This window comes from Pantoea sp. GD03673, from assembly GCF_029844725.1.
Classification (GTDB): Bacteria; Pseudomonadota; Gammaproteobacteria; order Enterobacterales; family Enterobacteriaceae; genus Pantoea.
The window spans coordinates 61727-87346 of the sequence record NZ_JAOCKJ010000008.1 but is presented as its reverse complement, the minus strand read 5'-3'; the positions used below and the strand labels follow the sequence as shown (position 1 = coordinate 87346).

The 25620-nt window shown below is 58.3% G+C and carries 18 protein-coding genes; 15 read left to right on the top strand and 3 right to left on the bottom strand.

What is annotated here, in order from left to right; genetic code table 11:
- Positions 1 to 300: 300 nt before the first annotated feature.
- From dppA to N5J69_RS16520, 12 genes are all read left to right on the top strand, one after another.
- Positions 301 to 1911, top strand: a complete 1611-nt coding sequence (gene dppA, locus N5J69_RS16575; RefSeq protein ID WP_279771690.1) for a dipeptide ABC transporter periplasmic-binding protein DppA — start codon at positions 301 to 303, stop codon at positions 1909 to 1911.
- A 171-nt stretch (positions 1912 to 2082) separates the two neighbouring features.
- Positions 2083 to 3102: a dipeptide ABC transporter permease DppB gene (gene dppB / locus N5J69_RS16570; RefSeq protein WP_279771689.1), complete on the top strand. Its 1020-nt coding sequence runs from the start codon at positions 2083 to 2085 to the stop codon at positions 3100 to 3102.
- Positions 3103 to 3111: 9 nt separating this feature from the next.
- Positions 3112 to 4014 carry a dipeptide ABC transporter permease DppC gene (dppC, locus tag N5J69_RS16565; protein WP_279771688.1) on the top strand — a complete coding sequence of 301 codons (903 nt, stop codon included), beginning with the start codon at positions 3112 to 3114 and terminating at the stop codon, positions 4012 to 4014.
- 12 nt (positions 4015 to 4026) lie between these two features.
- The gene (dppD, locus tag N5J69_RS16560; RefSeq protein ID WP_279771687.1) at positions 4027 to 5013 is read left to right on the top strand and encodes a dipeptide ABC transporter ATP-binding protein; all 987 of its coding nucleotides are present in this window, start codon (positions 4027 to 4029) and stop codon (positions 5011 to 5013) included.
- Positions 5003 to 6025 (top strand): dipeptide ABC transporter ATP-binding subunit DppF, encoded by a 1023-nt coding sequence (gene dppF / locus N5J69_RS16555; protein ID WP_279771686.1) that lies wholly within the window; start codon positions 5003 to 5005, stop codon positions 6023 to 6025. Before dppD ends, dppF begins: the two co-directional genes overlap by 11 nt.
- Positions 6026 to 6549: 524 nt before the next feature.
- Positions 6550 to 7149, top strand: a complete 600-nt coding sequence (gene bcsO, locus N5J69_RS16550) for a cellulose biosynthesis protein BcsO (protein WP_279771685.1) — start codon at positions 6550 to 6552, stop codon at positions 7147 to 7149.
- Complete coding sequence (gene bcsQ / locus N5J69_RS16545) at positions 7140 to 7943, top strand: cellulose biosynthesis protein BcsQ (RefSeq protein ID WP_279771684.1); 804 nt, start codon at positions 7140 to 7142, stop codon at positions 7941 to 7943. Before bcsO ends, bcsQ (N5J69_RS16545) begins: the two co-directional genes overlap by 10 nt.
- Before the next feature lie 48 nt (positions 7944 to 7991).
- On the top strand, positions 7992 to 10103 hold the full coding sequence (gene bcsA, locus N5J69_RS16540; RefSeq protein ID WP_279771682.1) for a UDP-forming cellulose synthase catalytic subunit: 2112 nt from the start codon (positions 7992 to 7994) through the stop codon (positions 10101 to 10103).
- Positions 10100 to 13099, top strand: a complete 3000-nt coding sequence (gene bcsB, locus N5J69_RS16535) for a cellulose biosynthesis cyclic di-GMP-binding regulatory protein BcsB (protein WP_279771680.1) — start codon at positions 10100 to 10102, stop codon at positions 13097 to 13099. The genes bcsA (N5J69_RS16540) and bcsB overlap by 4 nt, the downstream gene beginning before the upstream one ends.
- Before the next feature lie 11 nt (positions 13100 to 13110).
- The gene (locus tag N5J69_RS16530; protein WP_279771679.1) at positions 13111 to 16929 is read left to right on the top strand and encodes a cellulose biosynthesis protein BcsC; all 3819 of its coding nucleotides are present in this window, start codon (positions 13111 to 13113) and stop codon (positions 16927 to 16929) included.
- Positions 16926 to 17369, top strand: a complete 444-nt coding sequence (gene bcsD, locus N5J69_RS16525) for a cellulose biosynthesis protein BcsD (RefSeq protein WP_279771678.1) — start codon at positions 16926 to 16928, stop codon at positions 17367 to 17369. The genes N5J69_RS16530 and bcsD overlap by 4 nt, the downstream gene beginning before the upstream one ends.
- An 8-nt stretch (positions 17370 to 17377) precedes the next feature.
- Complete coding sequence (locus N5J69_RS16520; protein WP_279771677.1) at positions 17378 to 18385, top strand: glycosyl hydrolase family 8; 1008 nt, start codon at positions 17378 to 17380, stop codon at positions 18383 to 18385.
- A gap of 128 nt (positions 18386 to 18513) precedes the next feature.
- On the opposite strand, the gene bcsG is transcribed toward N5J69_RS16520, so the two are convergent.
- From bcsG to bcsE, 3 genes are read right to left on the bottom strand one after another with little or no spacing between them, the layout of a single operon-like run.
- Complete coding sequence (gene bcsG, locus N5J69_RS16515; RefSeq protein ID WP_279771676.1) at positions 18514 to 20181, bottom strand: cellulose biosynthesis protein BcsG; 1668 nt, start codon at positions 20179 to 20181, stop codon at positions 18514 to 18516.
- Positions 20171 to 20368 (bottom strand): cellulose biosynthesis protein BcsF, encoded by a 198-nt coding sequence (locus N5J69_RS16510; protein WP_279771674.1) that lies wholly within the window; start codon positions 20366 to 20368, stop codon positions 20171 to 20173. The genes bcsG and N5J69_RS16510 overlap by 11 nt, the downstream gene beginning before the upstream one ends.
- Positions 20368 to 21900 (bottom strand): cellulose biosynthesis protein BcsE, encoded by a 1533-nt coding sequence (gene bcsE, locus N5J69_RS16505; RefSeq protein WP_279771673.1) that lies wholly within the window; start codon positions 21898 to 21900, stop codon positions 20368 to 20370. The genes N5J69_RS16510 and bcsE overlap by 1 nt, the downstream gene beginning before the upstream one ends.
- Before the next feature lie 201 nt (positions 21901 to 22101).
- On the opposite strand from bcsE, the gene bcsR reads away from it, so the two are divergent.
- From bcsR to bcsA (N5J69_RS16490), 3 genes are read left to right on the top strand one after another with little or no spacing between them, the layout of a single operon-like run.
- Positions 22102 to 22299: a cellulose biosynthesis protein BcsR gene (bcsR, locus tag N5J69_RS16500; protein ID WP_279771672.1), complete on the top strand. Its 198-nt coding sequence runs from the start codon at positions 22102 to 22104 to the stop codon at positions 22297 to 22299.
- Entirely contained in the window at positions 22299 to 23018 is a 720-nt protein-coding gene (gene bcsQ / locus N5J69_RS16495) for a cellulose biosynthesis protein BcsQ (protein WP_279771670.1), read from the top strand. Before bcsR ends, bcsQ (N5J69_RS16495) begins: the two co-directional genes overlap by 1 nt.
- Positions 23015 to 25612: a UDP-forming cellulose synthase catalytic subunit gene (gene bcsA, locus N5J69_RS16490; RefSeq protein ID WP_279771669.1), complete on the top strand. Its 2598-nt coding sequence runs from the start codon at positions 23015 to 23017 to the stop codon at positions 25610 to 25612. The genes bcsQ (N5J69_RS16495) and bcsA (N5J69_RS16490) overlap by 4 nt, the downstream gene beginning before the upstream one ends.
- Positions 25613 to 25620 lie beyond the last annotated feature (8 nt).

Genomic DNA, 25620 nt, shown 5'->3' with positions numbered 1-25620 from the left:
GCCAGCTTCGCTGTGCATTGTATGGCTTTTGGACGGAAACGGTTTTTATTACCGTTGCATGCTATTCCTCACACTCTGTGTAAATAAGTAACGGTTGTATTGACGTTCTTTGCAACTGTTGACAAATTGATGCGTCAATAAACGCGCAGTTACGGAATTTTCTGAATGCTCTTTCTGCATCCGAAAAAACATAAAAAACGTAGCGTACGTTAACCACCTGTTCGGTGGTACGCCTGAACCGCATAAAAAAATCAGAGGTCGGGCAATACACACAACATCACATCACAATGGAGCAAAAGCATGATCAACTCCCTGGCTAAATCCGGGATGCTGAAGGTCGGTCTGAGCCTGATTGCTATGACTGTCGCCGCCGGTGTTCAGGCAAAAACCCTCGTTTACTGTTCTGAAGGTTCTCCGGAAGGCTTTAACCCGCAGTTGTTCACTTCGGGCACCACCTACGATGCCAGCTCACGTCAGATCTACAACCGACTGGTTGAGTTCACTATCGGCACCACCGAACTGCATGCGGCTCTGGCAGAGAAGTGGGATGTCAGTGAAGACGGAAAAACCTACACCTTCCACCTGCGTAAAGGTGTGAAGTGGCAGACCACGAAAGATTTCAAACCAACGCGCGACTTCAATGCGGATGATGTGGTGTTCACCTTTGAGCGCCAGCTGGATAAAAACAACGCCTACCACGGCGTCTCCGGCGGCAGCTACGAATACTTCGAAGGCATGGACATGCCGAAGCTGATCAGCAAAATCGAGAAAGTGGACGACTACACCGTACGCTTCGTGCTGACTCGTCCTGAATCGCCGTTCCTTGCTGACCTTGGCATGGACTTCGCTTCGATTCTGTCAAAAGAGTACGCAGACAACATGCTGAAAGCGGGCACCCCGCAAAACGTTGACCTGAACCCGGTCGGTACCGGTCCGTTCCAGCTGCTGCAGTACCAGAAAGATTCGCGCATCCTCTACAAAGCGAACCCGAACTACTGGGGCACGAAGCCAAAAATCGATCGCTTAGTCTTCTCCATTACCCCGGATGCGTCGGTGCGTTACGCCAAGCTGCAGAAGGGCGAATGTCAGGTTATGCCTTATCCAAACCCGGCTGACATCGCGCGTATGAAGCAGGACAAAAACATCAACCTGTATGAGCAGGCTGGCCTGAACGTCGGCTATCTGTCGTACAACGTTGAGAAAAAACCGCTGGATAACCTGAAAGTGCGTCAGGCACTGACTATGGCGGTCAATAAAAAGGCGATTATCGACGCCGTTTATCAGGGAGCAGGCCAGCCTGCTAAAAACCTGATCCCGCCAACAATGTGGGGCTATAACGACGACGTAAAAGATTATGCTTACGATCCTGAGAAAGCCAAAGCACTGCTGAAAGAAGCGGGCATGGCAGACGGATTCTCAATCGACCTGTGGGCGATGCCGGTTCAGCGTCCTTACAACCCGAACGCACGCCGCATGGCTGAGATGATCCAGAGCGACTGGGCGAAGATTGGCGTGAAAGCCAAAATCGTAACCTACGAGTGGGGCGAATATCTGAAACGCGCCAAAGCCGGTGAGCACCAGACCGTCATGATGGGCTGGACGGGCGACAACGGGGATCCGGATAACTTCCTGGCCACCCTGTTCAGCTGTTCTGCCGCCAAAGATGGCTCTAACTACTCGCGCTGGTGTGATAAATCCTTTGAGGATCAGATCCAGCCAGCTCGCGCCACCGCCGATCAGGCGAAGCGCATCGAGTACTACAAACAGGCACAGGTTGTGATGCATGACCAGGCACCGGCGCTGATGATTGCGCACTCAACGGTATACGAACCGGTCAGCAAGAAAGTCTCCGGGTACAAAGTCGATCCGCTGGGCGGACACTACTTTGCTCAGGTAGACATTAAAGAATAATTGTCGCCTTTTCCGGGGCGGCTGCGCGTCGCCCCGGCTTTTTCTCCCTGTTTTACTGGAAACGGTAGAGGCGCAGCCTGTCTGCGTCGCGGTCGGGCCTACCCGATCGTCAGATGTAAGCAATAACAACCCACGCGGCGACGGTCGCGCGGACAAGAGAGAACCCGGATTATGCTGCAGTTCATACTCCGACGTCTGGGCCTTGTCATCCCAACGTTTATCGGTATTACATTACTCACCTTCGCGTTTGTTCACATGATCCCCGGCGACCCGGTGCTGATCATGGCGGGCGAGCGCGGTATTTCTCCTGAACGTCATGCACAGTTAATGGCACTGTTAGGGCTGGATCAGCCGCTGTGGAAACAGTACCTGCACTACATTAACGGCGTATTACATGGCGACCTGGGCATTTCACTGAAGAGCCGCATCCCGGTCTGGGATGAGTTTGTTCCGCGCTTCAAAGCGACACTGGAGCTGGGTATCTGCGCCATGATATTCGCCGTGGCCGTGGGCATTCCGGTTGGGGTCCTGGCGGCGGTAAAGCGCGGGTCAATTTTCGATCACACGGCGGTGGGTATCTCACTGACCGGCTACTCCATGCCGATTTTCTGGTGGGGCATCATGCTGATCATGCTGGTTTCGGTTCAGCTCAACCTGACCCCGGTTTCCGGGCGGGTCGGCGACACCGTCTTCCTGGATGACAGTATGCCGCTGACCGGCTTTATGCTGATCGACACCTTCTTCTGGGGGGAGCCAGGCGACTTCCACGATGCGGTGATGCACATGATTTTACCGGCCATCGTGCTGGGCACCATCCCGCTGGCGGTGATTGTGCGTATGACGCGATCGGCGATGCTCGAAGTGCTGGGTGAAGATTACATCCGTACGGCACGGGCTAAAGGCCTGACCCGGATGCGCGTCATCGTGGTCCATGCGCTGCGCAACGCTATGCTGCCAGTGGTGACGGTGATCGGCCTGCAGGTCGGCACGTTGCTGGCCGGCGCGATTCTGACCGAAACCATCTTCTCGTGGCCGGGTCTGGGTCGCTGGCTGATTGAAGCGTTGCAGCGCCGTGACTATCCGGTGGTGCAGGGTGGTGTGCTGCTGACCGCAGTACTGATTATTCTGGTCAACCTGCTGGTTGATCTGCTGTATGGCGTGGTTAACCCGCGCATACGTCACAAGAAATAAGGGGGCATCATGTCTGTTGTTGATCCCGGCAGCGTTACCGTTGCACCCAAGCCGATGACCCCGTTTCAGGAATTCTGGCACTATTTTAAACGTAACAAAGGCGCTGTTGTGGGCCTGGTGTACATCATCATTGTGCTGCTGTGCGCGATTTTTGCCGATGTGCTGGCCCCGCATGCACCGGCTGAGCAGTTCCGCGATGCGCTGCTGCATCCGCCGGTCTGGCAGGAAGGCGGCAGCTGGAGCTACATTCTGGGCACCGACGACGTTGGCCGCGATGTGCTGTCGCGCCTGATGTACGGTGCGCGCCTGTCGCTGCTGGTGGGCTGTCTGGTGGTGGTGCTGTCACTGATTTTCGGCGTGATATTTGGTCTGCTGGCCGGTTATCTCGGCGGTGTGGTCGATGCCGTCATCATGCGTGTGGTCGATATCATGCTGGCGCTGCCCAGTCTGCTGCTGGCGCTGGTGCTGGTCGCCATCTTCGGTCCCTCAATTGTTAACGCCTCTATCGCACTGACGTTTGTGGCGCTGCCGCACTATATCCGTCTCACGCGCGCCGCCGTGCTGGTGGAAGTTAACCGCGACTATGTGACCGCGTCCGGCGTAGCCGGGGCCGGTATGCTGCGCCAGATGTTCGTGAATATTCTGCCTAACTGCCTTGCTCCGCTGATCGTGCAGGCGTCATTGGGTTTCTCCAACGCTATCCTGGATATGGCGGCGTTGGGCTTTCTCGGTATGGGTGCGCAACCGCCAACGCCGGAGTGGGGCACCATGCTCTCCGACGTCCTGCAGTATGCGCAAAGTGCCTGGTGGGTGGTGACCTTCCCTGGATTGGTCATCCTGCTTACCGTGCTGGCATTTAACCTGATGGGCGATGGTTTGCGTGATGCACTCGACCCGAAACTCAAGCAGTAAAGAGGCACCGAGATGGCGTTATTAAATGTAGACAAACTGTCGGTGCATTTCGGCGACGACAAAGCACCGTTTCGTGCGGTTGACCGCATCAGTTATCAGGTGGAGCAGGGCCAGGTCGTCGGTATTGTCGGCGAGTCCGGCTCCGGCAAGTCGGTGAGCTCACTGGCGATCATGGGGCTGATCGATTTCCCCGGCAAAGTGATGGCAGAAAAGCTGGAGTTCAACCAGCGCGATCTGAAACGCATCTCCGAAAAAGAGCGCCGCCAGCTGGTAGGCGCAGAAGTGGCGATGATTTTTCAGGACCCGATGACCAGCCTGAACCCCTGCTATACCGTGGGGTTCCAGATCATGGAAGCGATCAAGGTGCATCAGGGTGGCAATAAACGCACCCGGCGTCAGCGGGCAATCGACCTGCTGAACCAGGTTGGCATTCCCGATCCCGCGTCGCGGCTCGACGTCTATCCGCACCAGCTGTCGGGTGGCATGAGCCAGCGTGTGATGATTGCTATGGCAATCGCCTGTCGGCCGAAGCTGTTAATCGCCGATGAGCCGACCACCGCGCTCGACGTGACCATTCAGGCGCAGATCATCGAACTGCTGCTGGAGTTACAGCGGCAAGAGAACATGGCGCTGATCCTGATTACGCACGATCTGGCGTTAGTGGCGGAAGCCGCGCACCACATCATCGTGATGTATGCCGGTCAGGTGGTGGAGAGCGGTAAAGCGACGGATATCTTCAAAGCGCCGCGCCATCCTTACACGCAGGCACTGCTGCGTGCCCTGCCGGAGTTTGCGGCAGATAAAGCACGTCTGGCCTCGCTGCCTGGCGTGGTGCCAGGCAAATATGACCGTCCGGCTGGCTGTCTGCTTAACCCACGCTGCCCCTATGCGACCGATCTGTGTCGTCAGGAAGAACCGGAACTGCGCACCATTCCAGGACGCCAGTCCAAGTGTCACTATCCGCTGGACGATGCCGGGAGACCCACTTATGCGTCATGAAACCACGAAAGATCAGTTCCTGCTGCAGGCGATTGATCTGAAGAAGCACTACCCGGTGAAGAAGGGACTGTTTGGTCAGGAACGTCTGGTCAAAGCGCTGGATGGCGTCTCTTTTAATCTGGAACGCGGCAAAACGCTGGCGGTCGTTGGCGAGTCCGGCTGTGGTAAATCCACGCTGGGCCGTCTGCTGACGATGATTGAAACGCCAACAGAGGGGCAGCTGTACTGGCACGGCCAGGATTTGCTAAAGCACGATCCCCAGGCGCAGAAGCTGCGTCGTCAGAAAATTCAGATCGTCTTTCAGAACCCGTACGGCTCACTCAATCCGCGTAAAAAAATAAGCCAGATTCTGGAAGAGCCGCTGGTGATCAATACCCAGCTGACCAAAGCGGAACGTCGCGAGAAGACGCTGGAGATGATGGCGAAAGTCGGCCTGAAAACCGAGCACTATGACCGTTACCCGCACATGTTCTCAGGTGGTCAGCGCCAGCGTATCGCAATCGCCCGTGGGCTGATGCTCGATCCCGATGTATTGATCGCCGATGAGCCGGTTTCGGCGCTCGACGTTTCAGTGCGTGCTCAGGTGCTAAACCTGATGATGGATCTCCAGCAGGATATGGGGCTCTCTTACGTCTTTATCTCGCACGATTTGTCGGTGGTGGAACACATTGCCGATGAGGTGATGGTGATGTATCTCGGCCGTTGCGTGGAAAAGGGCAGTAAAGAGGCGATTTTTGCCAACCCGCGCCATCCCTATACCCAGGCTTTGCTGTCGGCCACGCCGCGTCTCAATCCTGACGACCGTCGTGAGCGCATCAAGCTGACCGGCGAGCTGCCCAGCCCGCTTAATCCGCCGCCAGGCTGTGCCTTTAATGCGCGCTGCCATCGACGTTTTGGCACCTGCGTGCAGCTGCAACCGACGCTGAAAAACTATGGCGGACAGGAAATTGCCTGCTTCGCGGTGGATCAGGATGAGAACCAGCCGGTCGGTGTGGCAGAAAAAGCCAGCTGAGCCTGCCCGCTATCTTTTCTCCAGCCTAAGGCTCCTTTCTGGAGCCTTTTTTTATCTCAATTCGGCGGCAAGCCGCATGGCGGGCGGGTCAGCGATCGCCTGCGGGCTAATCCCCCCTCTTTTTCCTTCATCATTTTTAACCTGTTTTTCCCTGGCGATATTTGCAGCGGAAAAGGATAAAGGTCATCAATCCCTCCGGTCAGCGATCGGCTTTTTTAATGCCTGAGGCAATGTGATATTTGTCTTTAACGGCGATTATATTCGCCACCCTGGCTGGGCCAGTGGTTGCCAGAGCGGCGTTTTCTTAAAAAATTAATAAAACAGCGCCAACAATTTAACTTAAGATTAACTTATTAATTATAAGGGGGCGTGACCCGTAAAAGGCTTTATTCCGTCATTAATCAATCTTTATGATTAACTATTTTTATTTAATCTGCTTTATTTCTAATCAGGTTTTTCTGAACAGCATTAAAGGGATGTGTTATATTCCAGGAAAATTCCCTCCCTGTTGCAGGCCACGGTCAATGAAGAATAATTACGATGATTTGCAGCGTTTTAAAGAGAAAACGCAAACGCTCGACATCGACTTTAAAGATATGTCTGGCCAGACGCAGGAAGCGGCGGAACACAGTAAATGGGCATTGATTCGCCAGCTGGCGAAAGAGGAGCAGCAGACACCATTCGGCAGCGGCCAGCGTATTGACCTGCCGCAACCTCAGCCGCTGCGCGGTGATGAGTTTACGGCGCCTCCGCCTGAGTTACCGGTACGCCCCGCGACACTCAGTGCGCAACCGGCAATGGCAGCCCGCACTTCGATCCTCGATAGCCTTTCAGGCAGCAACATGCCCGCCGCCAGTAAGACTGAACGCGGTCCTTCGTCACTCTTTCCGCCACCGCTTCTGGAAAAAGTGGCTGAGGCTGTGCCACGTGGTGAGCCTGCGGCCATGCCGCGTGCTGAGCGGGTCCGGCCCGCCACGGTAGCGGACCTCCAGCCTGTTATCCCACCCGCCCCATCCCATTCTGAGCCGGAACGGTTTGGTGCGCTGTTCCGCTCGCGCGACACTCATCTGCCGAAAGAAACCTTACTCAAACCGTTACTGGAGAAGATTGCGCTATGCCGTTAGTTTGTGTGTGCTCGCCGAAGGGAGGCGTGGGAAAAACCACGCTGGCGGCGAATCTGGCCTGGAGTCTGGCGCGTTCCGGTAGCAAAGTTCTGGCGATTGATTTCGATGTGCAGAATGCCCTGCGTCTTCACTTTGGCGTACCGCTGCATGATGGCCGTGGATTTGTCGCACGCTCAGAAGAGCAGGCGGACTGGAGTCAGTCGATTCTGACCACCGGCGGCAATATCTTTGTCCTGCCTTATGGCGACGTCACCGAGCCGCAGCGCGAACGGTTCGAAGAGAACCTGATGAAAGATCCGCACTTTATTAAGCGCGGTCTGGATACGGTACTCAACTACCCTGGCCTGGTCATTGTGGCCGATTTTCCGCCTGGCCCGGGTCCTGCCCTTAAAGCAATGACGGCGCTTGCCGATATGCATTTAGTGGTGATGCTGGCGGATACCGCGTCTGTGTCGCTGCTCCCGCAGATTGAAGAGAACCGGATGATCGGCAAACCCCTCAATACTAAGCAGGGTCACTATTTTATTCTGAACCAGTGTGACAACCGCCGGAATATTAACCGCGATGTCACCGCCTTTATGCAGCAGCGCCTGGGCGATAATTTACTGGGCGTGGTTCACCGTGATGAAAGTGTGGGTGAAGCCAATGCCTCTCAGCAGTCTGTTTATGATTTCAGCCCTGCCTCGGCAGCGGCATTTGATATTGAACTGATCGCGAAACGGGTCAGCAGCATTCTGAATATCACCGTGGGTAATGGCGAAGTTCAGGCTTCCATCCGTACCAACCACTTTTAATCGGCTGCGACAAGCGACTGACTTACACAGCTCTTCTCAGGGTGAATCATGAGTAAAATCGGGTTTTACCTGCTGCTGCTGGTGCTTGCACCGGTTGCTGCGGTGATCATCATTACGCCGATGGACAGCCAGAAACAGTATATTTTTGGTCTGATCAGCATCGGCATGATGTTTTTATTGGGTTTCAGCAAGAGCCGCAAAATAACCGTGGTGATGGTGATTTTCTCAGCCCTGATGTCCAGCCGATATATCTGGTGGCGCACCACTGAGACGCTGCACTTTAATTCCGAAGTTGAGGCGATATTAGGGATTGGCTTATATCTGGCGGAGCTTTACGTCTGGCTGATCCTAATTCTCGGCTTCCTGCAAACCACCTGGCCATTAAAACGCACCATTGAACCGCTGCCGGACGATACCCGCCTGTGGCCGACGGTCGATATTTATGTGCCGTCTTACAACGAAAGCCTCGAAGTCGTGCGCGACACCGTGCTGGCGGCGCAGTGTATTGACTACCCGCGTGACAAGCTCAAAGTCTATCTGCTGGATGATGGCAAGCGCAGCGAATTTGCCCGCTTTGCAGCAGATGTCGGGGTCGGTTACATCACCCGCGACGACAACAAACATGCCAAAGCCGGTAACCTCAACCATGCGATGAAAATCACCAAAGGTGAGCTGATCTGCATCTTCGACTGCGACCATGTGGCGACCCGCACCTTCCTGCAGGCGACGGTGGGACCCTTCCTGAAAGATCCGAAACTGGCGCTGTTGCAGACGCCGCACTACTTCTATTCGCCCGATCCCTTTGAGCGTAACCTGCGTGCGGCGCGCAGCATCCCGAATGAAGGCGCACTGTTTTATGGCCCGGTACAGCAGGGTAACGACAACTGGAACGCCACCTTCTTCTGTGGTTCCTGTGCGGTGATCCGTCGTTCGGCGCTTGAAGAGATTGGGGGGTTTGCCGTTGAGACCGTGACCGAAGATGCGCACACCGCTCTGAAAATGCAGCGCCTGGGCTGGGGCTCAGCCTTCCTGTCGATTCCGCTGGCGGCCGGTCTGGCGACCGAGCGTCTCGGTCTGCATGTCATCCAGCGTACCCGCTGGGCGCGCGGCATGACGCAGATTTTCCGCGTCGATAACCCGCTGTTTGGCCGTGGTCTGAAGTGGCAGCAGCGCCTTTGCTACCTCAACGCCATGCTGCACTTTCAGTTCGGCCTGCCGCGGGTTGCCTTCCTGACTGCGCCACTAGCTTACCTGCTGTTTAATCTGAATATTATTCACTCGTCGGCGTCGCTGATTTTTGCCTACGTGCTGCCGCATCTGGTGATGTCACTCTATGTTAACTCCCGCATGAATGGCCGTTTCCGTTACACCTTCTGGGGTGAGATTTACGAAACGGTGATGTGCTTCCATCTGGTGATCCCGACCCTCCTGACGCTGATCTCGCCGAAACACGGGAAATTTAACGTGACCGACAAAGGCGGCGTGCTGGATCAGGGCTTCTTCGATTTCCACATCGTGCGTCCGCACGTGATTGTGGCGCTGCTGCTGGGCGTCGGGATTGTCGCTGGCGTGGTACGTGCCGTAATGCATGACTATTTTGGCGTCGATCCTTACGTTATTGCGCTCAACGTCGGCTGGGCCATCTTCAGCCTGATTATCCTGATGGCGGCGATTGCCGTGGCACGTGAAACCCGACAGGTGCGTAAAACCATCCGTGTTGAAGTGCAGATTCCGGCGATCATTCACTACGCCAGCGGTATCTCATCGCGCACCCAGACCAGCAACCTTTCGATGGGCGGTGCGCAACTCGATGCACCGGATGGGCGTCATGAGACCGATGAGATCGAAGAGATTGATCTGCTGCTGAAATCCGGCGCGATCACCATCCCTGTCAGTAAGATTTCCGGGGATGATGAGAGCATTCGCCTGCGCTTCGAAGCGATGCCGCTGGCGCGTCGTCGCGAACTGGTGCGTGTGGTGCTGGCGCGTGCAGATGCCTGGATCCAGCCGGAGTATAAGCAGGACAACCCGCTGATTTCACTGGGCACCATTATCCGTACCGTATTTGAGCTGTTCTGGCTGACCTGGAAGGGCCGCCACGATAAACGTAATAAAGTCGACCCGGTTGCCGCGGCGGCGAAAGAGGATGGCGCGGCATGAAGATCCTGACGCAAACTTTGCTGGCCAGTTCACTGACCGCAGCGTTATGGCTGACGCCCGCTGGCGCAGAAACGCCGCTGGTGGATAACAGCCGTGCCGCGCCGGTAAACAGCCCGGCTCCGGTGCCGACTGATGCGGCGTCTGCCACGCAGCCTGCGGATGCAGCCAGTGCGCCGGTGAACAGTGCGGCTCCGGTGCCGTCTGATGCGGCGTCTGCCACACAGCCAGCTGATGCAGCCAGTGCGCCGGTAAACAGCGCCGCTCCGGTGCCGTCTGAAGCGGCGTCTGCCACGCAGCCAGCGGATGCCACTGCCGGTGCGCCGGTAAACAGCGCCGCTCCGGTGCCGTCTGAAGCGACTTCCGCCACGCAGCCTGCTGATGCCACTGCCAGTGCGCCAGCCGAAAATCAGGCTCCGGCCAGCGGTGCGGCTTATGCAACGCCCTCTGTGACGCCGGGTAATGACGCCGCCACATCCTCTGCCGGTTCATCGCAGGTGACGGCCCCGGTCAGCAGTGGGGCGTCTGCCACGCAGTCAGTGCCTTTCGCGGCCCCGGTGACTCAGCCCGCGGGATCAGTACCAGCCCCGGCGGGTGACGCGGCAGCACAGGCGCAGCCATCCGTAACCGGTGAGGCAGCATCTGCCCCGACCAGCACGCCAGTCATAAACAACGGAGCCGTGACACAGGACAGCAGCGCGCTCTCTGCGGTGCCGCTGCCGCAGGGGCTGAGCAGTGCCGATCCCGCGCTGGAAGCAGCCGCCAGTGCGCTGCCCTATGCCCCAGGCCAGACAACTGCGCCGGTTGCAGAACCGCAGTTGCCGATCACGGCGGCCATCAATCAGCCGATCAGCAGCGTGATCTCCGTCGCCCAGATGGGCCAATCGCGGGGCATCACGCTGACCGGCGGTCAGCTACAGTCGGGCATCACCTTTACTCTGCCCGGCGATGAAGTGATTACCAATGCGCGACTTAATCTGACACTGCGCGTCTCGGCCGCACTGGCAGCCCGTAATACGTCGCTGCAGCTGATGCTGAATGGTCAGCCGCTCGGCACGCTGCCGCTGGGTGCCACGGACAGCGACGTCAGTGACTATGAGCTGGATATCCCGGCGGCGATGGTGGTGTCGAACAACAACCTGAGCTTTAAAATCAACGATGCGGACAAGTTGCTGTGTGAGAAAGAGAGCGCACAGCAGTATCAGGTCACCATACTGCCGAATACCTCGCTGCACCTTGAGGGCCAGCAGCTCAATATCGGCACCAGCCTGCGCAATTTCCCGCGTCCCTTCCTGGACCCTCAGCGGATGACGGCCTCCACCATCACGGTGGGCTTTGCCCGTAACGTCTCACCGGATGCGGTCAGCGCGGCGGCGCTGGTGGCGTCCTGGCTCGGCATCCAGAGTGATTATCGCGGAATTGGTTTCCCGGTGGTGCGCGGCGAACTGCCGGAAAACAACGGCATCCTGTTTGGTCATCCAGGCGACCGGATCGGCACGCTGACGTTCCCGGCCACTAACGGGCCGATGTTGCAGGTGATGGATAATCCCAATAACCCGGTTTACAAATTGCTGCTGGTCAGTGGCAACAATGACGACCAGCTGCGTCAGGCGGCGAACCGGCTGACGCAACCATTTACCACCGATGAGAGCCATCTGCAGGTTCCTGTGCAGACCATTAGCGACCGCAAACCTTACGATGCGCCGCGCTGGATTAACACTGACCGGCCGGTGCGCCTGAGCGAACTGCTGCGTAAAGATCAGAGTCTGACCAGCAGCGGCATCTGGCATGATGCGCTGCGCGTGAACTTCCGCGCCGCGCCTGACCTGTTCCTGTGGGATGGGAAAACGGTGCCGGTCAATCTGCACTACCGCTTCCCGTCGGAAAGCTGGATTGATGAGGACAACTCGTTCCTTAACGTCATGCTCAACGGCACTTTCCTGCGCAACCTGACGGTTAACAAAGTCGGCCTGCTGGAGAGCGCCTGGCATCGGTTAGGCGGTGATGCGCGTCAGGAGCAGTATCAGCTGAATCTCGAACCCTATCTGATCTATGGCGACAACCAGCTGGCGCTCTACTTCAATATCAAACCACGGGCCGACGCGCCCTGCGGCGTGCTCCTGAACAACAACATCAAGAGCCGGATTGAAGAAGACTCGTGGATCGATCTGAGCCATACCCGCCACTTCAGCATGTTGCCGAATCTCTCTTACTTTGTGGGTGCCTCATTCCCGTTCTCGCGGCTGGCTGACTTTGGCCAGACCACGCTGCTGCTGCCGGAATCCCCCAGCGATGCTGAGCTGTCAACGCTGCTGGATCTGGCGGCGCGGGCCGGTACCGCCACGGGCGTAGCGCTGACGCAGAATCAGGTGCTGTTTGGTCTGCCCACTGGCGGCACCCATCTGGCGCGGATACAGCAGAGCGATCTGCTGGCGGTCAGCACCACGGGCAACAGCGCCTTTAATCAGGCGATGCTGGCGGCGTCACCCTATGACGCCACCGGCAGCACCTTTGGGGTGAAAGAGCCCGATACACTGGAAAAATTACGCGGCTGGCTGACCGGCGACTGGAGTCGTCAGCAGCTGGATGCCGATCGTTACTTCTCCTCCAACGAAGCGTGGCGTGGCTTCCTCAGCTACCGATCGCCGTGGAACCGTGACCGGCTGGTGGTAATGACGATGGCCACCAGCGACGATCAGCTGTTACGACTGCACAACGATTTACGTTCGGCGCAGATTAACGCCGCAGTGCGTGGCGATACCGCGATTATGACCGACGAAAACGGCATCCGCAGTTTCCGTGTCGGCGCACAGTTCCCTAGCGGGGAACTGCCCTGGTACATGATGGTGGTGTGGTATGCCAACCAGCACTCCGTGCTGCTGGCGGTGGCGGCAATGCTGCTCTCTGCGCTGGTGGGCAGTGCGGCCTGGGTGATGCTGAAGCGTCACGCCTGGCGGCGTCTGAATCCAAAGCAGGGCCATGATTCCGGCACGAAGTAAGGACAACAATAATGAAAAAAAATCTGTTAAGTGCCGGTATCCGCCATGCGTTGCTGCTGGGCAGTGCGCTGGCCCTGTCACCGCCGCTGCTGGCGGCGGAAAGTACCAATCCGGCATTGCAGGCGCTGTTCGATCAGGCCTCTTACTGGCATCAGAAAGCGCATGACGATCTGGCGAAAGCCTCACTGCAAAAGGTGCTGATGGTTGAACCCGGCAACACCCAGGCGCTCTATTTGCTGGCGCTCTATTCACAGCAGGGTGGCGACACGGCTGCCGCAGCGCAGTATCGCGCCCGTCTGAGTCAGGTCTCCCCCAGCGATCCGCATCTGAGCGAGCTGGATAATGCACGCCAGATGCAGACCATTCCGCAGGCGCAGCTTTCGCTGGCGCGTCAGCAGGCGCGCAGCGGCAACATTCCGGCGGCGTTACAGACCTGGCGCAACACCTTCAGCGGCAATGAGCCGCCACCCAGCGTTGCGGCGGAATATTATCTCACTATGGCGGGCGATCGCACGCTGCTGCCGCAGGCCGTTGAGGCGCTGCGGCAGTTTGCCGCTCAGCACCCGCAGGACACCGGCGCGCGCCTGGCGCTGGGTAAAGCGCTGACTTATCAGGAATCGACCCGTCGCGAAGGGATTGAGGTGCTGAGTTCGCTGGCGAGTGGTAATCAGGATGCCGACCGCTCACTGCGGCAGGCGCTGCTGTGGCTGGGTCCACAGCCGTCAGATGCGGCGCTCTATCAGACCTGGCAGCAGCGTCATCCGCAGGACTCTGCCGTCGTCGACTACTATCGTAAAAACGTTGGCGGCGCAGAGAAAGGGGCCGGATTCAGCGCACTGAACAGCGGTGACGTCGGCGGGGCGCAGACCAGCTTTGAAAAAGTGCTGGGGGCAAATCCACAGGATGCCGATGCGTTAGCGGGGATGGGCTACGTGGCCCAGCGTGCCGGGCGTTATCAGGAAGCAGCCGATTATCTGCAGCGGTCTGCTCAGCTGGGCGGCGATCAGGGTTCAGCGCGTCAGCAGCAGGCTGACGACGCCCGCTTTTATGCTCAGCTGGCCAGCGCGCAGCAGGCGCTGAAAAGCGGAGACAGTGCGCAGGCGCTGACCTTAAGCGAACCGCTTGTTCAGGCTGAAGGCGAAAAAGGGCTGGCGGCGAAGCTGTTCCGTGCCGACGTGCTGCGCCGCACCAGTCAGCCAGAGCAGGCGGAGCAACTCTACCGCTCCATTCTGCAAAGCGATGCGGATAACCGCAGCGCCAAAGAGGGGCTGTTCTACGTTCTGCGTCAGCAGAATCGTGCTGCCGAAGCTAACACGCTGCTGGGGGCATTGCCGGAGAGCGTACGGCAGAGCGTCACGCCACGGGCTAACGAAGCCGATGCGCTGCGCCAGCAGGCAAAACGTCAGCTGGCGACCGGGAATAACGCCGCTGCCATCGCGACGCTGCAGCAGGGCATCCAGCGCTATCCTACCGATGGCTGGCTGCGGCTCGATTTAGCCCGGCTCTACCGTCAGCAGGGCGACACGCTGCTGGCGGCCAGCGTGATGCAGCCGGTGATGCGCAACGGGGCCAGTATCAGCGAGCTGTATGCAGGCGCACTCAACGCCAGCGAAAGCGGCGGCTGGCAACAGGCCAGCGCCTTGCTGTCGCGTATTCCCGCGAACGCCCGGACGGCGGCGATGCGTGAACTGGCGCAGCGGGTCAATTTCAACCTGCAGATGAGCACGGCCGATCAATATCTGGCGCAGGGCGCGACGGCCGCCGCCGCCAATACCCTGAAAGCGCTTACGGCTACACCACCTGCTAATCCGGTGGATGCCGGAAACCTGGCCCGGAAACTGGCGCAGGCGGGCGACCTCACCAGCGCGGTGTCGGTGGTGCGGACTAACCTGCAGCGAGGCGTGCAGGGCAATGCGGGCGATTATGCGGCGCAGATGGCGGTGCTGAATCAGGCCGGTCTCAGCAGTGAGGCGCAGCGCTTCCTCAGCAACCCGGAACTGCAGGCGCGAAGTACCCCGACGCAGCTGGCCGGTATTCGTAACGGCTATCTGATTAACGAAGTGGATCGCCTGCGGCAGCAGCGTCAGTACGCGGCAGCCTATGACAAGCTGATTGGGGCGCTGCAACAGGATCCACAGAACCGCGATCTGATGTTCGCCATGGCCCGTCTCTATCAGGACGGCAAGATGAACCGGGATGCCGGTGTGGTGTATGACTATCTGATGACCCAGGATACGCCGACGCAGGATGCACGCGTCGGGGCGATTAACGTCGCGCTGGCACAGAACAATGTGCCGCGTGCTAACGAACTGAGTCGCGGACTCAATAACACGACACCGACCCCGGATCGCCTGCTGCTGCTGGCGCGTGTCGCCGAAGCCAATGGCGAACATGCGCAGGCGATGGCGTATCTGCGTTCGGCGCGCGGGCAGCTGATTGGCCTGCAGGGTGCGCAGCCTGGCAGCACGCCGACCGTGGGCGGACTGGCGCTGGCGGATAATCCGTTTATCAACCGCAACACCTCGCCGGTGGGACGTTCACCGTCCAGCTACGGCACCGTGATGCCGTGGCAGGCGGCACCCGCAGGCGTGGCAGCGGATGTGACGACGCAGGGTGAACCGGCAGCAGGCAGCAAAACCGTTTCTCAGCAGTCACAGATCCTGCACGACGTCGACACCATGATGGATTCGCTGCAGGAGAAAACCGGCACCTGGAGTCAGGGCATGGTTCAGGTGCGCGGGCGTGATGGTGAATCGGGCCTGAGCAAGCTGACGGAAGCCAGAGCGCCGCTGACGTTCTCTACCGTGCCGTTTGACAAGGCGCGCTTCGACTTTACTGCCACGCCGGTCTCACTGACCGCAGGCAGCGGCGCAGGCGATGCCTGGCGGCGTTTTGGCACCAATGCGCTGAGTCAGGGCAACGTGGTGGCCGCAGGCGGCGCGACGGTAAATGACGTACCCAGCGCCACCACCGATTCGCAGACTGCCTCGGGTGTGGAGCTGAATCTGGCACTGAAGGGCGACCGCTACAAAGTGGATATCGGCAGCACGCCGCTGGGCCAGGATCTCAGTACGCTGGTCGGTGGGGTGCAGTGGTCACCGAAACTCACCGACTTCCTGACGCTGATCCTGACCGGTGAGCGTCGCGCGATCACTGACAGCCTGCTCTCCTACGTTGGCGCAGAAGATAAAACCAGCGGCAAACGCTGGGGACGCGTCACAAAGAACGGCGCGAACGCCCTGTTAAGCTACGATAATGGCGATGCGGGCTTCTATGCGGGCGGTGGCGCTTACAGTTATCTGGGCGAGAATGTCGCCAGCAACAACAACCTGCAGGCAACGGCCGGGGCTTATGTTCGTCCGTTCCACACCGACGACCGCGAGCTGAAAGTGGGCATGAGCCTGGCGTGGATGGACTTCTCGAAAAACCTCAGCTATTTCAGCTACGGGCAGGGCGGTTACTTCAGCCCGCAAAACTATGCGTCGGTCTCGTTCCCGATAGAGTTCTCACGCAAATTTGATGATCTGAACGTTAATATTGGCGGTGCCGCCGGTTATCAGACCTACAGTCAGGATAAAAGCGCGTACTTCCCGGCAGATGCCAGCCTGCAGTCACAGCTGGAATCCCTGGCCGCCAGCGGCAGCGTAAAAGAGGCGTATTACACTGGCAGCAGCAAAAACGGTGTCGGCTACAACCTGCACGCCGGTGCTGATTACAAACTCAATAAAGATGTGACGATTGGCGGCCAGCTGGGTTATGACACCTTTGGTGACTACAACGAAAGCAGTGCGCAGCTTTATGTCCGTTATCTGTTCGGAGACAAGGAATGAGTGAGCATTCGGGAGGATCACATCCTTATCAGCCGGGCTGGTTTGACCTGGTCAGCGTGCTGATTAACGGGATGATTGCCAACGCCGGTCAGCAGGAGGCGGAAGCCTTTCTTTACCGGATGGGTGAATCGCTGGCGACCCGCTATCCTTTACCCGCGTCACGCACCGTGCAGGATCTGGAGCGGGAGTGTAATCTGCAGCTGGCGCGGTTTAACTGGGGCTTTGTGCAGCTTCAGCCGGAAGAACAGGCGCTGCTGATTGCGTATCACGCCTTACCGGCAGGCGACAACATCCTTTCCCCGGCTGACTGGCAGGCGGCGTTTGGTGCGGTCATCGCCGGGCTTTTTTCGGGCTGGTTACAGGGCCAGGGCGGCAGCAGAAAGGTGCCGGTTACGCTTGAACTCAACGATGGCAGCACGCTGCACTATCGATATCAATAGGATCAGAAATGAAACGTAAGCCACTCTGGATCGGCTGGATCTGCTCTGTTTTACTGCTGGCCTGCAGCGCACAGGCCAGTGCCAGCGGCTGGGACACGTTTAAAAGCCGTTTTATGACCGCCGAAGGGCGCATCACCGACACCGCCAATAACAATGTCAGTCATACCGAAGGTCAGGGATATGGCATGTTGCTGGCGGTGGCCAACAACGATCGCGCCACCTTTGACAGGCTGTGGCAGTGGACGCGCACCCAGTTGCGTAATCCGCAGACCGATCTTTTCTACTGGCGCTATGTGCCGGGCAGTGACAACCCGGTTGCCGACAAAAACAACGCCTCCGATGGCGATGTGCTGCTGGCCTGGGCGCTGCAGCGTGCCGCGCAGAAATGGCAGGTTGAGAGCTACCAGCAGGCGTCTGACCGCATCCAGCGCGCCATCATCAAACTGGATGTGACGCACTTTGGCGGCCATACCGTCCTGCTGCCGGGCGCGCAGGGGTTCAATAAAACCAGCTATGTGGTGCTTAACCCCTCGTACTTCCTGTTTCAGGCGTGGCGGGAGTTTGGCGAGCGCAGCCATCTGCAGGTCTGGGATAAGCTGATTAACGACGGTTTTGATCTGCTGGGTAAGCTGAGCTTTGGTAAAACCGGTCTGCCGCTGGACTGGGTTGCCCTGAATGCTGACGGTTCGGTTGCTCCGGCTGTCGGCTACTCAAACCGCTTCAGTTACGACGCGATTCGCGTGCCGCTGAACATCTGGTGGTACGATCCGCACAGCCTGGCACTGGTGCCGTTTCAGCGCGTCTGGCAGGGCTACAGCCGCATGCTGACCCCCGCCTGGTTTGATGTGCTGGCAAATTCGCCTGCACCTTACCATCTTGAGGGCGGTCTGCTGGCGGTGCGTGACCTGACGCTGAATGAAACCGGCTATCTGAGCGATAAGCTGGCTGCGGATCAGAACTACTTTTCAGCCAGTCTGCAGTTGCTGACCTGGCAGGCGTTTCAGGAGAAGCGCTGATGACGGGCAGAACGGCGGCGCTGGCCGCTGTTCTGCGTCCGACTGCCACACGCTTAACCGCGGTCAGGCGCTGAAACACGCCTGACCCGCTCTTCACTGCCGTGCCCGTGCCTGACCCGGGTCACCCGTTACTGCGGGTAAGGCACCCAGTCACCGCCGTTAAGCCGGATCCAGGGCTTGCCCTGATACATCATCACAACCGCACCGTCGTTTTCCGACACCACAGGGGTCTGTGGCAGCTTGTCAGTCAGCACAGCCATGTTCACGTTCGGCGCGTTAAATACCTGTCCATCCACCACGCGTGACACAATTTCTGAGACCGCCAGCAGGCTGGTCGGCGCATCAATATTGAGGGGCTGCCCCTGATGCGGTGCTTTCATGCCAACAAACTTAATCCCCACCGGCACGTGCGTAATGTCAGGGCTGGGAATGTCCCGCAGGCCAGACATCTGCATCTTATCCCCCTGGAGCGCAGCGCCATGCTCCGGCACCACCAGTACCATCACCCGACGGCCTGACTTCTCCAGCTGGGTGAGGAACGCGTCGAGCTGATCAAACAGCAACTGAGCACGCGGCTTCCACGGGGCCGTTTTGGTGCTGCCCAGGTCGCGGGTGCCGTCGTGCAGCGGAATCAGGTTGTAGAAGGTGGCGCTGCGTGCATCGCTGCTCTTGCTGCGATCGTCGAGCCAGCGCTGCATCAGCTGGGCATCGTTAAACACCGGCGAGCTGTCAAACGAGGTCAGCTCCGGCGCAATACCCGTCTGTGGCATCAGCGGTGCCTGAATATCGCCCCCCTCACGCAGCTCCTTAAGGTAGTTACCGAACACGCCCGTGTGATCCATCATCAGCTGCTCTTTAAAGCCCAGCTTCGCCAGATTATCGAACAGATAGCAGCGTGAGTCGGTGGGCTTGTAGAGGTCGCTGTGCGAGGTCTGACCGCAGCTGGCGCGCAGCAGGCGGATACCGGCTGGCCCGCTGTAGCTGGTCGCGGAGTTATAGTTGGTCAGCATGATGTCGAAGTGCTGCCACAGCGGATGATTACGCAGCTGGGACGCATCCATATCGGACCAGGAGAGCGAACAGATGTTGATCACCAGAATGTCGAACGGCTGCGAATCAGCAGGCAGGCTGTCGGGGAAGTGGGTGACGCGCTTGCGTTCACTTTCATAAAACCGGCTGAGCCAGGCGGTCAGGCTGGCGCTGGTTGGCGCAGCTGACTGATCGAGCCCGTCCGGTACTGCAGCGGCCTGGCTGGTGGTGGCGGCAGGCGTCTGATTCAGGACCACCTGCGGGGTAGCGGCGCGGGTTGGCAGCAGCGACATCGCCGGGCCTGCAATCGTCAGCACGTTGAGCCAGATCATCATCAGTGAGACCAGCACGGTGATGCGAATCCAGGGGGAAATAAACAGGTAGAGAACCAGCAGTACAAACAGAGCACCCAGCATCTGCCAGTTAATAAAGCGGTCTGCCAGATCGAGCAGGTACGCGCCCGAGAAGCCCGCCAGCTGATCGCCCTGGCTGAGAAGGCTGCTCAGTCCGGGCAGCCAGGTGTCATGCCAGAAGAGCGCCAGACCTAACGGTAACGAGACCCAGTGGCGAAGGCGATGCAGGCGTACCGACGGCAGCGGGAACAGCAGCCAGGCGAGAAACACCAGATTGCTCAGGGCGTGAAAGTTAAGGTAGCCGTACCAGAGCAGGGCGAACTTGACTAAGAAGTAGAAATTCCAGCCGCCCAGTCCGCGCCAGCAGGACCACAAACGGGAAGAGTGGGCCGCAGCGGGTTGATCATTTTTCATTAATTTTTGCATCCGTTTTTGGAGATTGACGCTGCCAGTAACCTTCAGACTTTAGTGCGCGGGCAGGCAACAGCCGGTTCAGCAGGCCGTTCCAGCGACGCGGCAGCCACTGCTGCCAGACAGGCTTTAAAATCAGCAAAATGAAAACAATCAGCAGTGCAATCTGTACCCAATCCATCAGGTTCATCAGGATTCTTTCTCCGGCAGTAAAGTGATGGGCTGCGGTATCGCGCGTTCAGGGAGATCAGCCGTCTTACGGGATTCACGCCCCGGCTCCGGCAGCGGCGTCAGCGCCTGCAGGGCCATCGGCGTCATTTTTCTGATATTGCTGATTTCAGCCAGAATCTGGTTATCCTCAAACCAGATAATGCGGTTCGCAAACAGCTCGTCATGCGGCAGTGAAAAGATAAATTTCAGGGCTTTATCCAGGTCGTTGTAACGACAGGAGGAGAGGAACAGAATGACACGATCCTCCAGCACCGTAACCAGATCGCCAAAGCGGCGCGGTTTGCAGAGCGTCAGCACCTGCTGAGGCGAGAGCTGCGGCACCGGGCGCAGGGCCACCAGCAGGCCTTTATCATTTTCCGGCAGCAGCGTGTTGCTGATTAACTGGCCGACCGACTGACAAAACGCATCCAGACGCAGATAGCCCTTTTCATGCAGCGGCTGGAGTGAGGCGATAAGCGCGTCCAGACTGGCGGGAACGCGGCGACTGAACCGCTGTCCCTGAACCCCTTCCAGCATGGTGAGAAAGCGCGACATCGCCGCCGTGGTTGGCACGATAGTGTTCACACCGCAGGCCTGCAGCAGGCGCTCGTCGCTGTAACGCAGGCTGACACCCATCTCGCGCACCACAATCTTCAGTCCGTTTCCGCGGGTGCGGCGCAGGCTATGCACGATTTTTGCCAGTTCACCGATCTGTTCACTGTGCGTCAGGCTGAAAATAACGGTGGCGGCATTGGCCTGCTGCGCCTGCAGCCAGACCTGCTGATTGTCGTCGAACAACTGCCACTGGCGGGAAAGTGGCGGCGCACCTTCAAGCACGCTTTTCTCTGCCAGATAATGCTGTTCATCATTCAGGCTTAGCGGTTCCTGGGTTTCTTTTAAGGCGAAGAATTGTTCATCTTCACAGCCCAGACGCAGCGTGCGATCGGCGAGGAGTCTTTCAGCGGCGTACCACCAGCTTATTTGATATTGCCAGCTGTCCTGCTGAAAGGTTAAATAAGCCAGCCCGTCCATCCGGCGAAAATAACGCTGAAGATTATTGGTCTGGTTAAATTGCGTGATACCGGACGTGACGATTAGAAGCGTCATCTTTCTTTTATGCAGCAGCTGACGGATACGCGTTATCCAGCGGCTTAATTCCGGCTCGTTTAATTTATCCCATTGCGCTGAACGGCTGCTAAAGATCACCAGCCCATTCTTATTACCCAGCGTGCGGGAAAAATCGCGTTCCAGCTGCAGCAGGCTTTTTTTATTTTCGGGCAATGAAAAAAGTGGAATGCGGTCGGGACCACTGACCGGATCCGGTGTCAGCAGCTCGCGGGGCGACTGACCGGCGCTGATTAGCGTGACGGATTGCTGATGCGCAATGACCTGACGAATAAAGACGCGGGCATCCTGCTGACGTGCGCAGGTAACCCAATAACAGCCGGGGTTTTGCAAAGTTGTGACTTCAGGCTGAACCTGCAACAGCCCCAGCGAAAAAGAATTTTTCATATTGAATTCATTATTGTTCCAGCCCAGGCTAGTTTATTATAGTCAACACAGGTTGTAACCTGACTAATTAAAAATTACTGCAGACAGGCCATTTACCCTTTTTTTTGTCATTGTCCCCATTTCGGAAACCCCTTTCCGGAAAAAGGGCAAATGTAACTGTCCCTGACTCTGACGCTGTTTTATTCGTGGCGAACAATAGAAATGAAAAACCAGGATGTTTATACGCCGGTCGTAGCTCACGGTGAACCTCTGGATGATATCAGCGCGCTGCGTGACGCCTTTTCACTGCACGCGTTCAGCTATGTGGATATTGCCCGTGAAGATCGTCTGAAAGAGGTGGTGGCACGCTGGCCGCTGTTAGCGGAAACCGTCACGACACCGCCGGGACGTCATCACTGATGCCGCAGATTGCGCTACAGGGCATCCGTGGCGGTGTCGGCACGACGTCTCTCTGCGCGGGCCTCGGCTGGGCGCTGACCGCATTGGGTGAGCGGGTCCTGCTGATTGACGGCTCGCCAGCCAGTCAGCTGGGTGCGCACTTTAATCTGCCCGTGCACACCGGGCAGGGCTGGATGCAGGCATTGTGTGACGGCGGCGACTGGCAGCAGAGCGCACAGCGCTATCCGCAGGGGCCCGATCTGCTGCCCTACGGCCTGATCTCGTCACCTGTCAGCGTTCAGGATGGGGCTATTGCTATGCCATTGCTGGATGCGCTACCGGCGCTGAGCGCCCGCTACTCCTGGATTATTTTTGATCTGCCCGCAGAAACAACGCCGTGGCATGAAACGCTCTGGCCGCAGCTTGACGGTCTGCTTTGCGTGACCACCCCCGACGCCAACTGCCATTTACGTCTGAGCCGTCACCGTTTTCCGGCTGCGACCCGCTTTCTGATCAACCAGTTTAATGCCAACAGCCGCCTGCAGCAGGATCTGCATCAGCTCTGGATGGCGTCGCTCAATCCGCTGATTCCGTTGCTGATTCACCGTGATGAGGCGCTGGCAGAGGCGCTGATGATGAAGCAGCCGGTGGGCGAATACCGGCCCCATGCGCTGGTCAGCGAAGAGATCACCACGCTGGCCAGCTGGCTGTTGCTGCATCTGAAAGGCGATCGCGCGTGAATCCGCTGCGCTGGCTGCTGACCGGCCCCGCCTGGCAGGCGTTGCAACGTCGCTACACCACTGCGCGGGGGAATGGCGCATCCCGCTTCGCCAGTGCCTTTAATCTGTTCTGGTGCGGGCTGGCGGTGATGCTGTTCCGTGTTGAGATGCCGGGCTGGCAGCGCATTATCCGGCAGCGCCGTCGGCTCTATCCGCATATTTCGCCCGAGCGTCCGCAGCCACTCGATTTTCTGCGCTATCTGCTTCAGACGCTGTGGCTGGTGGTTGTCCTGCCGCGGGATGACAATCGCCCCCGTGCGAACGGCTTTACTGCGCTGATTCGCTGGCGGCAGCAGGGCTACCGCTGGCTGGAAAGGCGCGCTAAACGTGCAGAGGCGCAGCAGCTCGGCGCACGTGCTGAACGGCGGCTGAAGCGATTGCCGCCCCTGATGCGCTATGCCCTGTTCATTGGAATAGGACTGTTCGCGTCGCTGCTGGCGCTGCTCTGTATCAGCCAGCCCTTTGATTTGATGACGCAGTTTATCTTTGTGCTGCTGCTGTGGAGCCTCGCGATGGTGGTGCGGCGCGTGCCGGGCCGCTTACCGACCATGATGCTGATTGTGCTGTCGCTGACCGTATCCTGCCGCTATCTGTGGTGGCGATACACCTCGACGCTGAACTGGGATGATCCGATGAGCCTGGTGCTGGGTCTGCTGCTGATTGCCGCAGAAACCTACGCATGGGTGGTCCTGGTGCTGGGCTATTTTCAGACGCTGTGGCCGCTTAACCGGCAGCCGGTTTCTATGCCCGCTGACCGTTCGCTCTGGCCATCGGTGGATCTGCTGGTGCCGACCTATAACGAGCCGTTGAGCGTGGTCAGGCCGACGCTCTATGCCGCGCTGGGCATCGACTGGCCGAAAGACCGCCTTAACATCTATCTGCTCGATGACGGCAACCGCCCGGAATTCCGCGAATTTGCCGCCAGCATTGGCGTCAATTATGTGGTGCGTCCGTCTAACGAACATGCCAAGGCGGGTAACATCAACCATGCGCTGAAAAAATACTGCCGCAGCGACTTTGTGTCGATCTTTGACTGTGACCATGTGCCGACACGCTCATTTTTACAGATGACCATGGGCTGGTTTATCAAAGACCCCCAACTGGCAATGCTGCAGACGCCACATCACTTCTTTTCGCCCGATCCGTTTGAGCGCAATCTGGGGCGTTTTCGTCGCACGCCCAATGAGGGCTCGCTGTTCTACGGGCTGGTTCAGGATGGTAACGACATCTGGGATGCCACCTTCTTCTGCGGCTCCTGCGCCATTCTGCGCCGCACCGCACTGGAAGAGATTGGCGGTATTGCGGTGGAAACCGTGACAGAAGATGCCCACACCTCGCTGCGCCTGCATCGACTCGGCTACACCTCCGCCTATATTCGCATTCCCCAGGCGGCCGGGCTGGCAACCGAGAGCCTGTCGGCGCATATCGGTCAGCGTATCCGCTGGGCGCGCGGCATGGTGCAGATTTTCCGTCTCGACAATCCACTGTTCGGCAAAGGCCTGAAGTGGGTGCAGCGCCTCTGTTATGCCAACGCCATGCTGCATTTCCTCTCCGGTATCCCGCGGCTGGTGTTCCTGCTGGCACCGCTGGCGTTTCTGCTCTGCCATGCCTACATCATCTATGCCCCGGCACTGGCGATCGCCGTCTATGTGCTGCCTCATATGCTGCACACCAGTCTGACCAACTCGCGCATTCAGGGACGCTGGCGGCACTCGTTCTGGAGCGAAGTCTATGAAACGGTGCTGGCGTGGTATATCGCCCTGCCGACCACCGTTGCACTGATCAATCCCCACAAGGGCAAGTTTAACGTGACCGCCAAAGGTGGACTGGTAGAGAAGCGGCATCTGGACTGGGTGATTACCCGGCCTTACATGCTGCTGGTTCTGCTTAATCTGGCGGGTGTGGCGATGGCATTCTGGCGGATGCAGCACGGTCCGGCCAACGAAGTGCTGACGGTGTGGGTCAGCCTGGTGTGGGTGATCTACAACATGGTGATTCTGGGCGGCGCGGTCGCCGTCTCGGTTGAGGCAAGGCAGATTCGTGAGGCGCACCGGGTCGAGATTGCGATGCCTGCGGCGCTTTCACGCGAAAACGGGCACATGCTGCCCTGTACGCTGCGTGACTATTCGGACGGCGGTGTGGGGCTGGAGCTGCGTGAATCGGATGCGCTGCAGGAGAATGAAAAAGTCTGGCTGCTGCTGCGTCGCGGGCAACAGGAGTTCAGTTTTCCCTGCACGGTGCAGCGCGTCTTTGGCCGCCGGGCGGGTGTGCGTCTCGAACAGCTGACCACCCGGCAGCACATCGATTTTATCCAGTGTACCTTCGCCCGTGCCGATACCTGGGCGTTATGGCAGGACGGTTTCCCTGAGGATAAACCGGTGCAGAGTCTGGCCGATATCATGATCCTCGGCTTTAAAGGTTATCTGCGCCTGGCGGAGTATGGCCCGCCGCAGTTACGTCGGTTGTTTAACCTGCTTACCGCTGGGGTAAGCTGGCTGGCTTCGCTGTTGCCGCACGGCATCACGCGCGCGCCCGCCTCAAAAAATCTGCATTGAGTTGATGA

Coding starts and splice junctions, on each gene's coding strand:
- dppA (WP_279771690.1), top strand. CDS start 301: ATGATCAACTCCCTGGCTAAATCCGGGATGCTGAAGGTCGGTCTGAGC.
- dppB (WP_279771689.1), top strand. CDS start 2,083: ATGCTGCAGTTCATACTCCGACGTCTGGGCCTTGTCATCCCAACGTTT.
- dppC (WP_279771688.1), top strand. CDS start 3,112: ATGTCTGTTGTTGATCCCGGCAGCGTTACCGTTGCACCCAAGCCGATG.
- dppD (WP_279771687.1), top strand. CDS start 4,027: ATGGCGTTATTAAATGTAGACAAACTGTCGGTGCATTTCGGCGACGAC.
- dppF (WP_279771686.1), top strand. CDS start 5,003: ATGCGTCATGAAACCACGAAAGATCAGTTCCTGCTGCAGGCGATTGAT.
- bcsO (WP_279771685.1), top strand. CDS start 6,550: ATGAAGAATAATTACGATGATTTGCAGCGTTTTAAAGAGAAAACGCAA.
- bcsQ (WP_279771684.1), top strand. CDS start 7,140: ATGCCGTTAGTTTGTGTGTGCTCGCCGAAGGGAGGCGTGGGAAAAACC.
- bcsA (WP_279771682.1), top strand. CDS start 7,992: ATGAGTAAAATCGGGTTTTACCTGCTGCTGCTGGTGCTTGCACCGGTT.
- bcsB (WP_279771680.1), top strand. CDS start 10,100: ATGAAGATCCTGACGCAAACTTTGCTGGCCAGTTCACTGACCGCAGCG.
- N5J69_RS16530 (WP_279771679.1), top strand. CDS start 13,111: ATGAAAAAAAATCTGTTAAGTGCCGGTATCCGCCATGCGTTGCTGCTG.
- bcsD (WP_279771678.1), top strand. CDS start 16,926: ATGAGTGAGCATTCGGGAGGATCACATCCTTATCAGCCGGGCTGGTTT.
- N5J69_RS16520 (WP_279771677.1), top strand. CDS start 17,378: ATGAAACGTAAGCCACTCTGGATCGGCTGGATCTGCTCTGTTTTACTG.
- bcsG (WP_279771676.1), bottom strand. CDS start 20,181: ATGAAAAATGATCAACCCGCTGCGGCCCACTCTTCCCGTTTGTGGTCC.
- N5J69_RS16510 (WP_279771674.1), bottom strand. CDS start 20,368: ATGAACCTGATGGATTGGGTACAGATTGCACTGCTGATTGTTTTCATT.
- bcsE (WP_279771673.1), bottom strand. CDS start 21,900: ATGAAAAATTCTTTTTCGCTGGGGCTGTTGCAGGTTCAGCCTGAAGTC.
- bcsR (WP_279771672.1), top strand. CDS start 22,102: ATGAAAAACCAGGATGTTTATACGCCGGTCGTAGCTCACGGTGAACCT.
- bcsQ (WP_279771670.1), top strand. CDS start 22,299: ATGCCGCAGATTGCGCTACAGGGCATCCGTGGCGGTGTCGGCACGACG.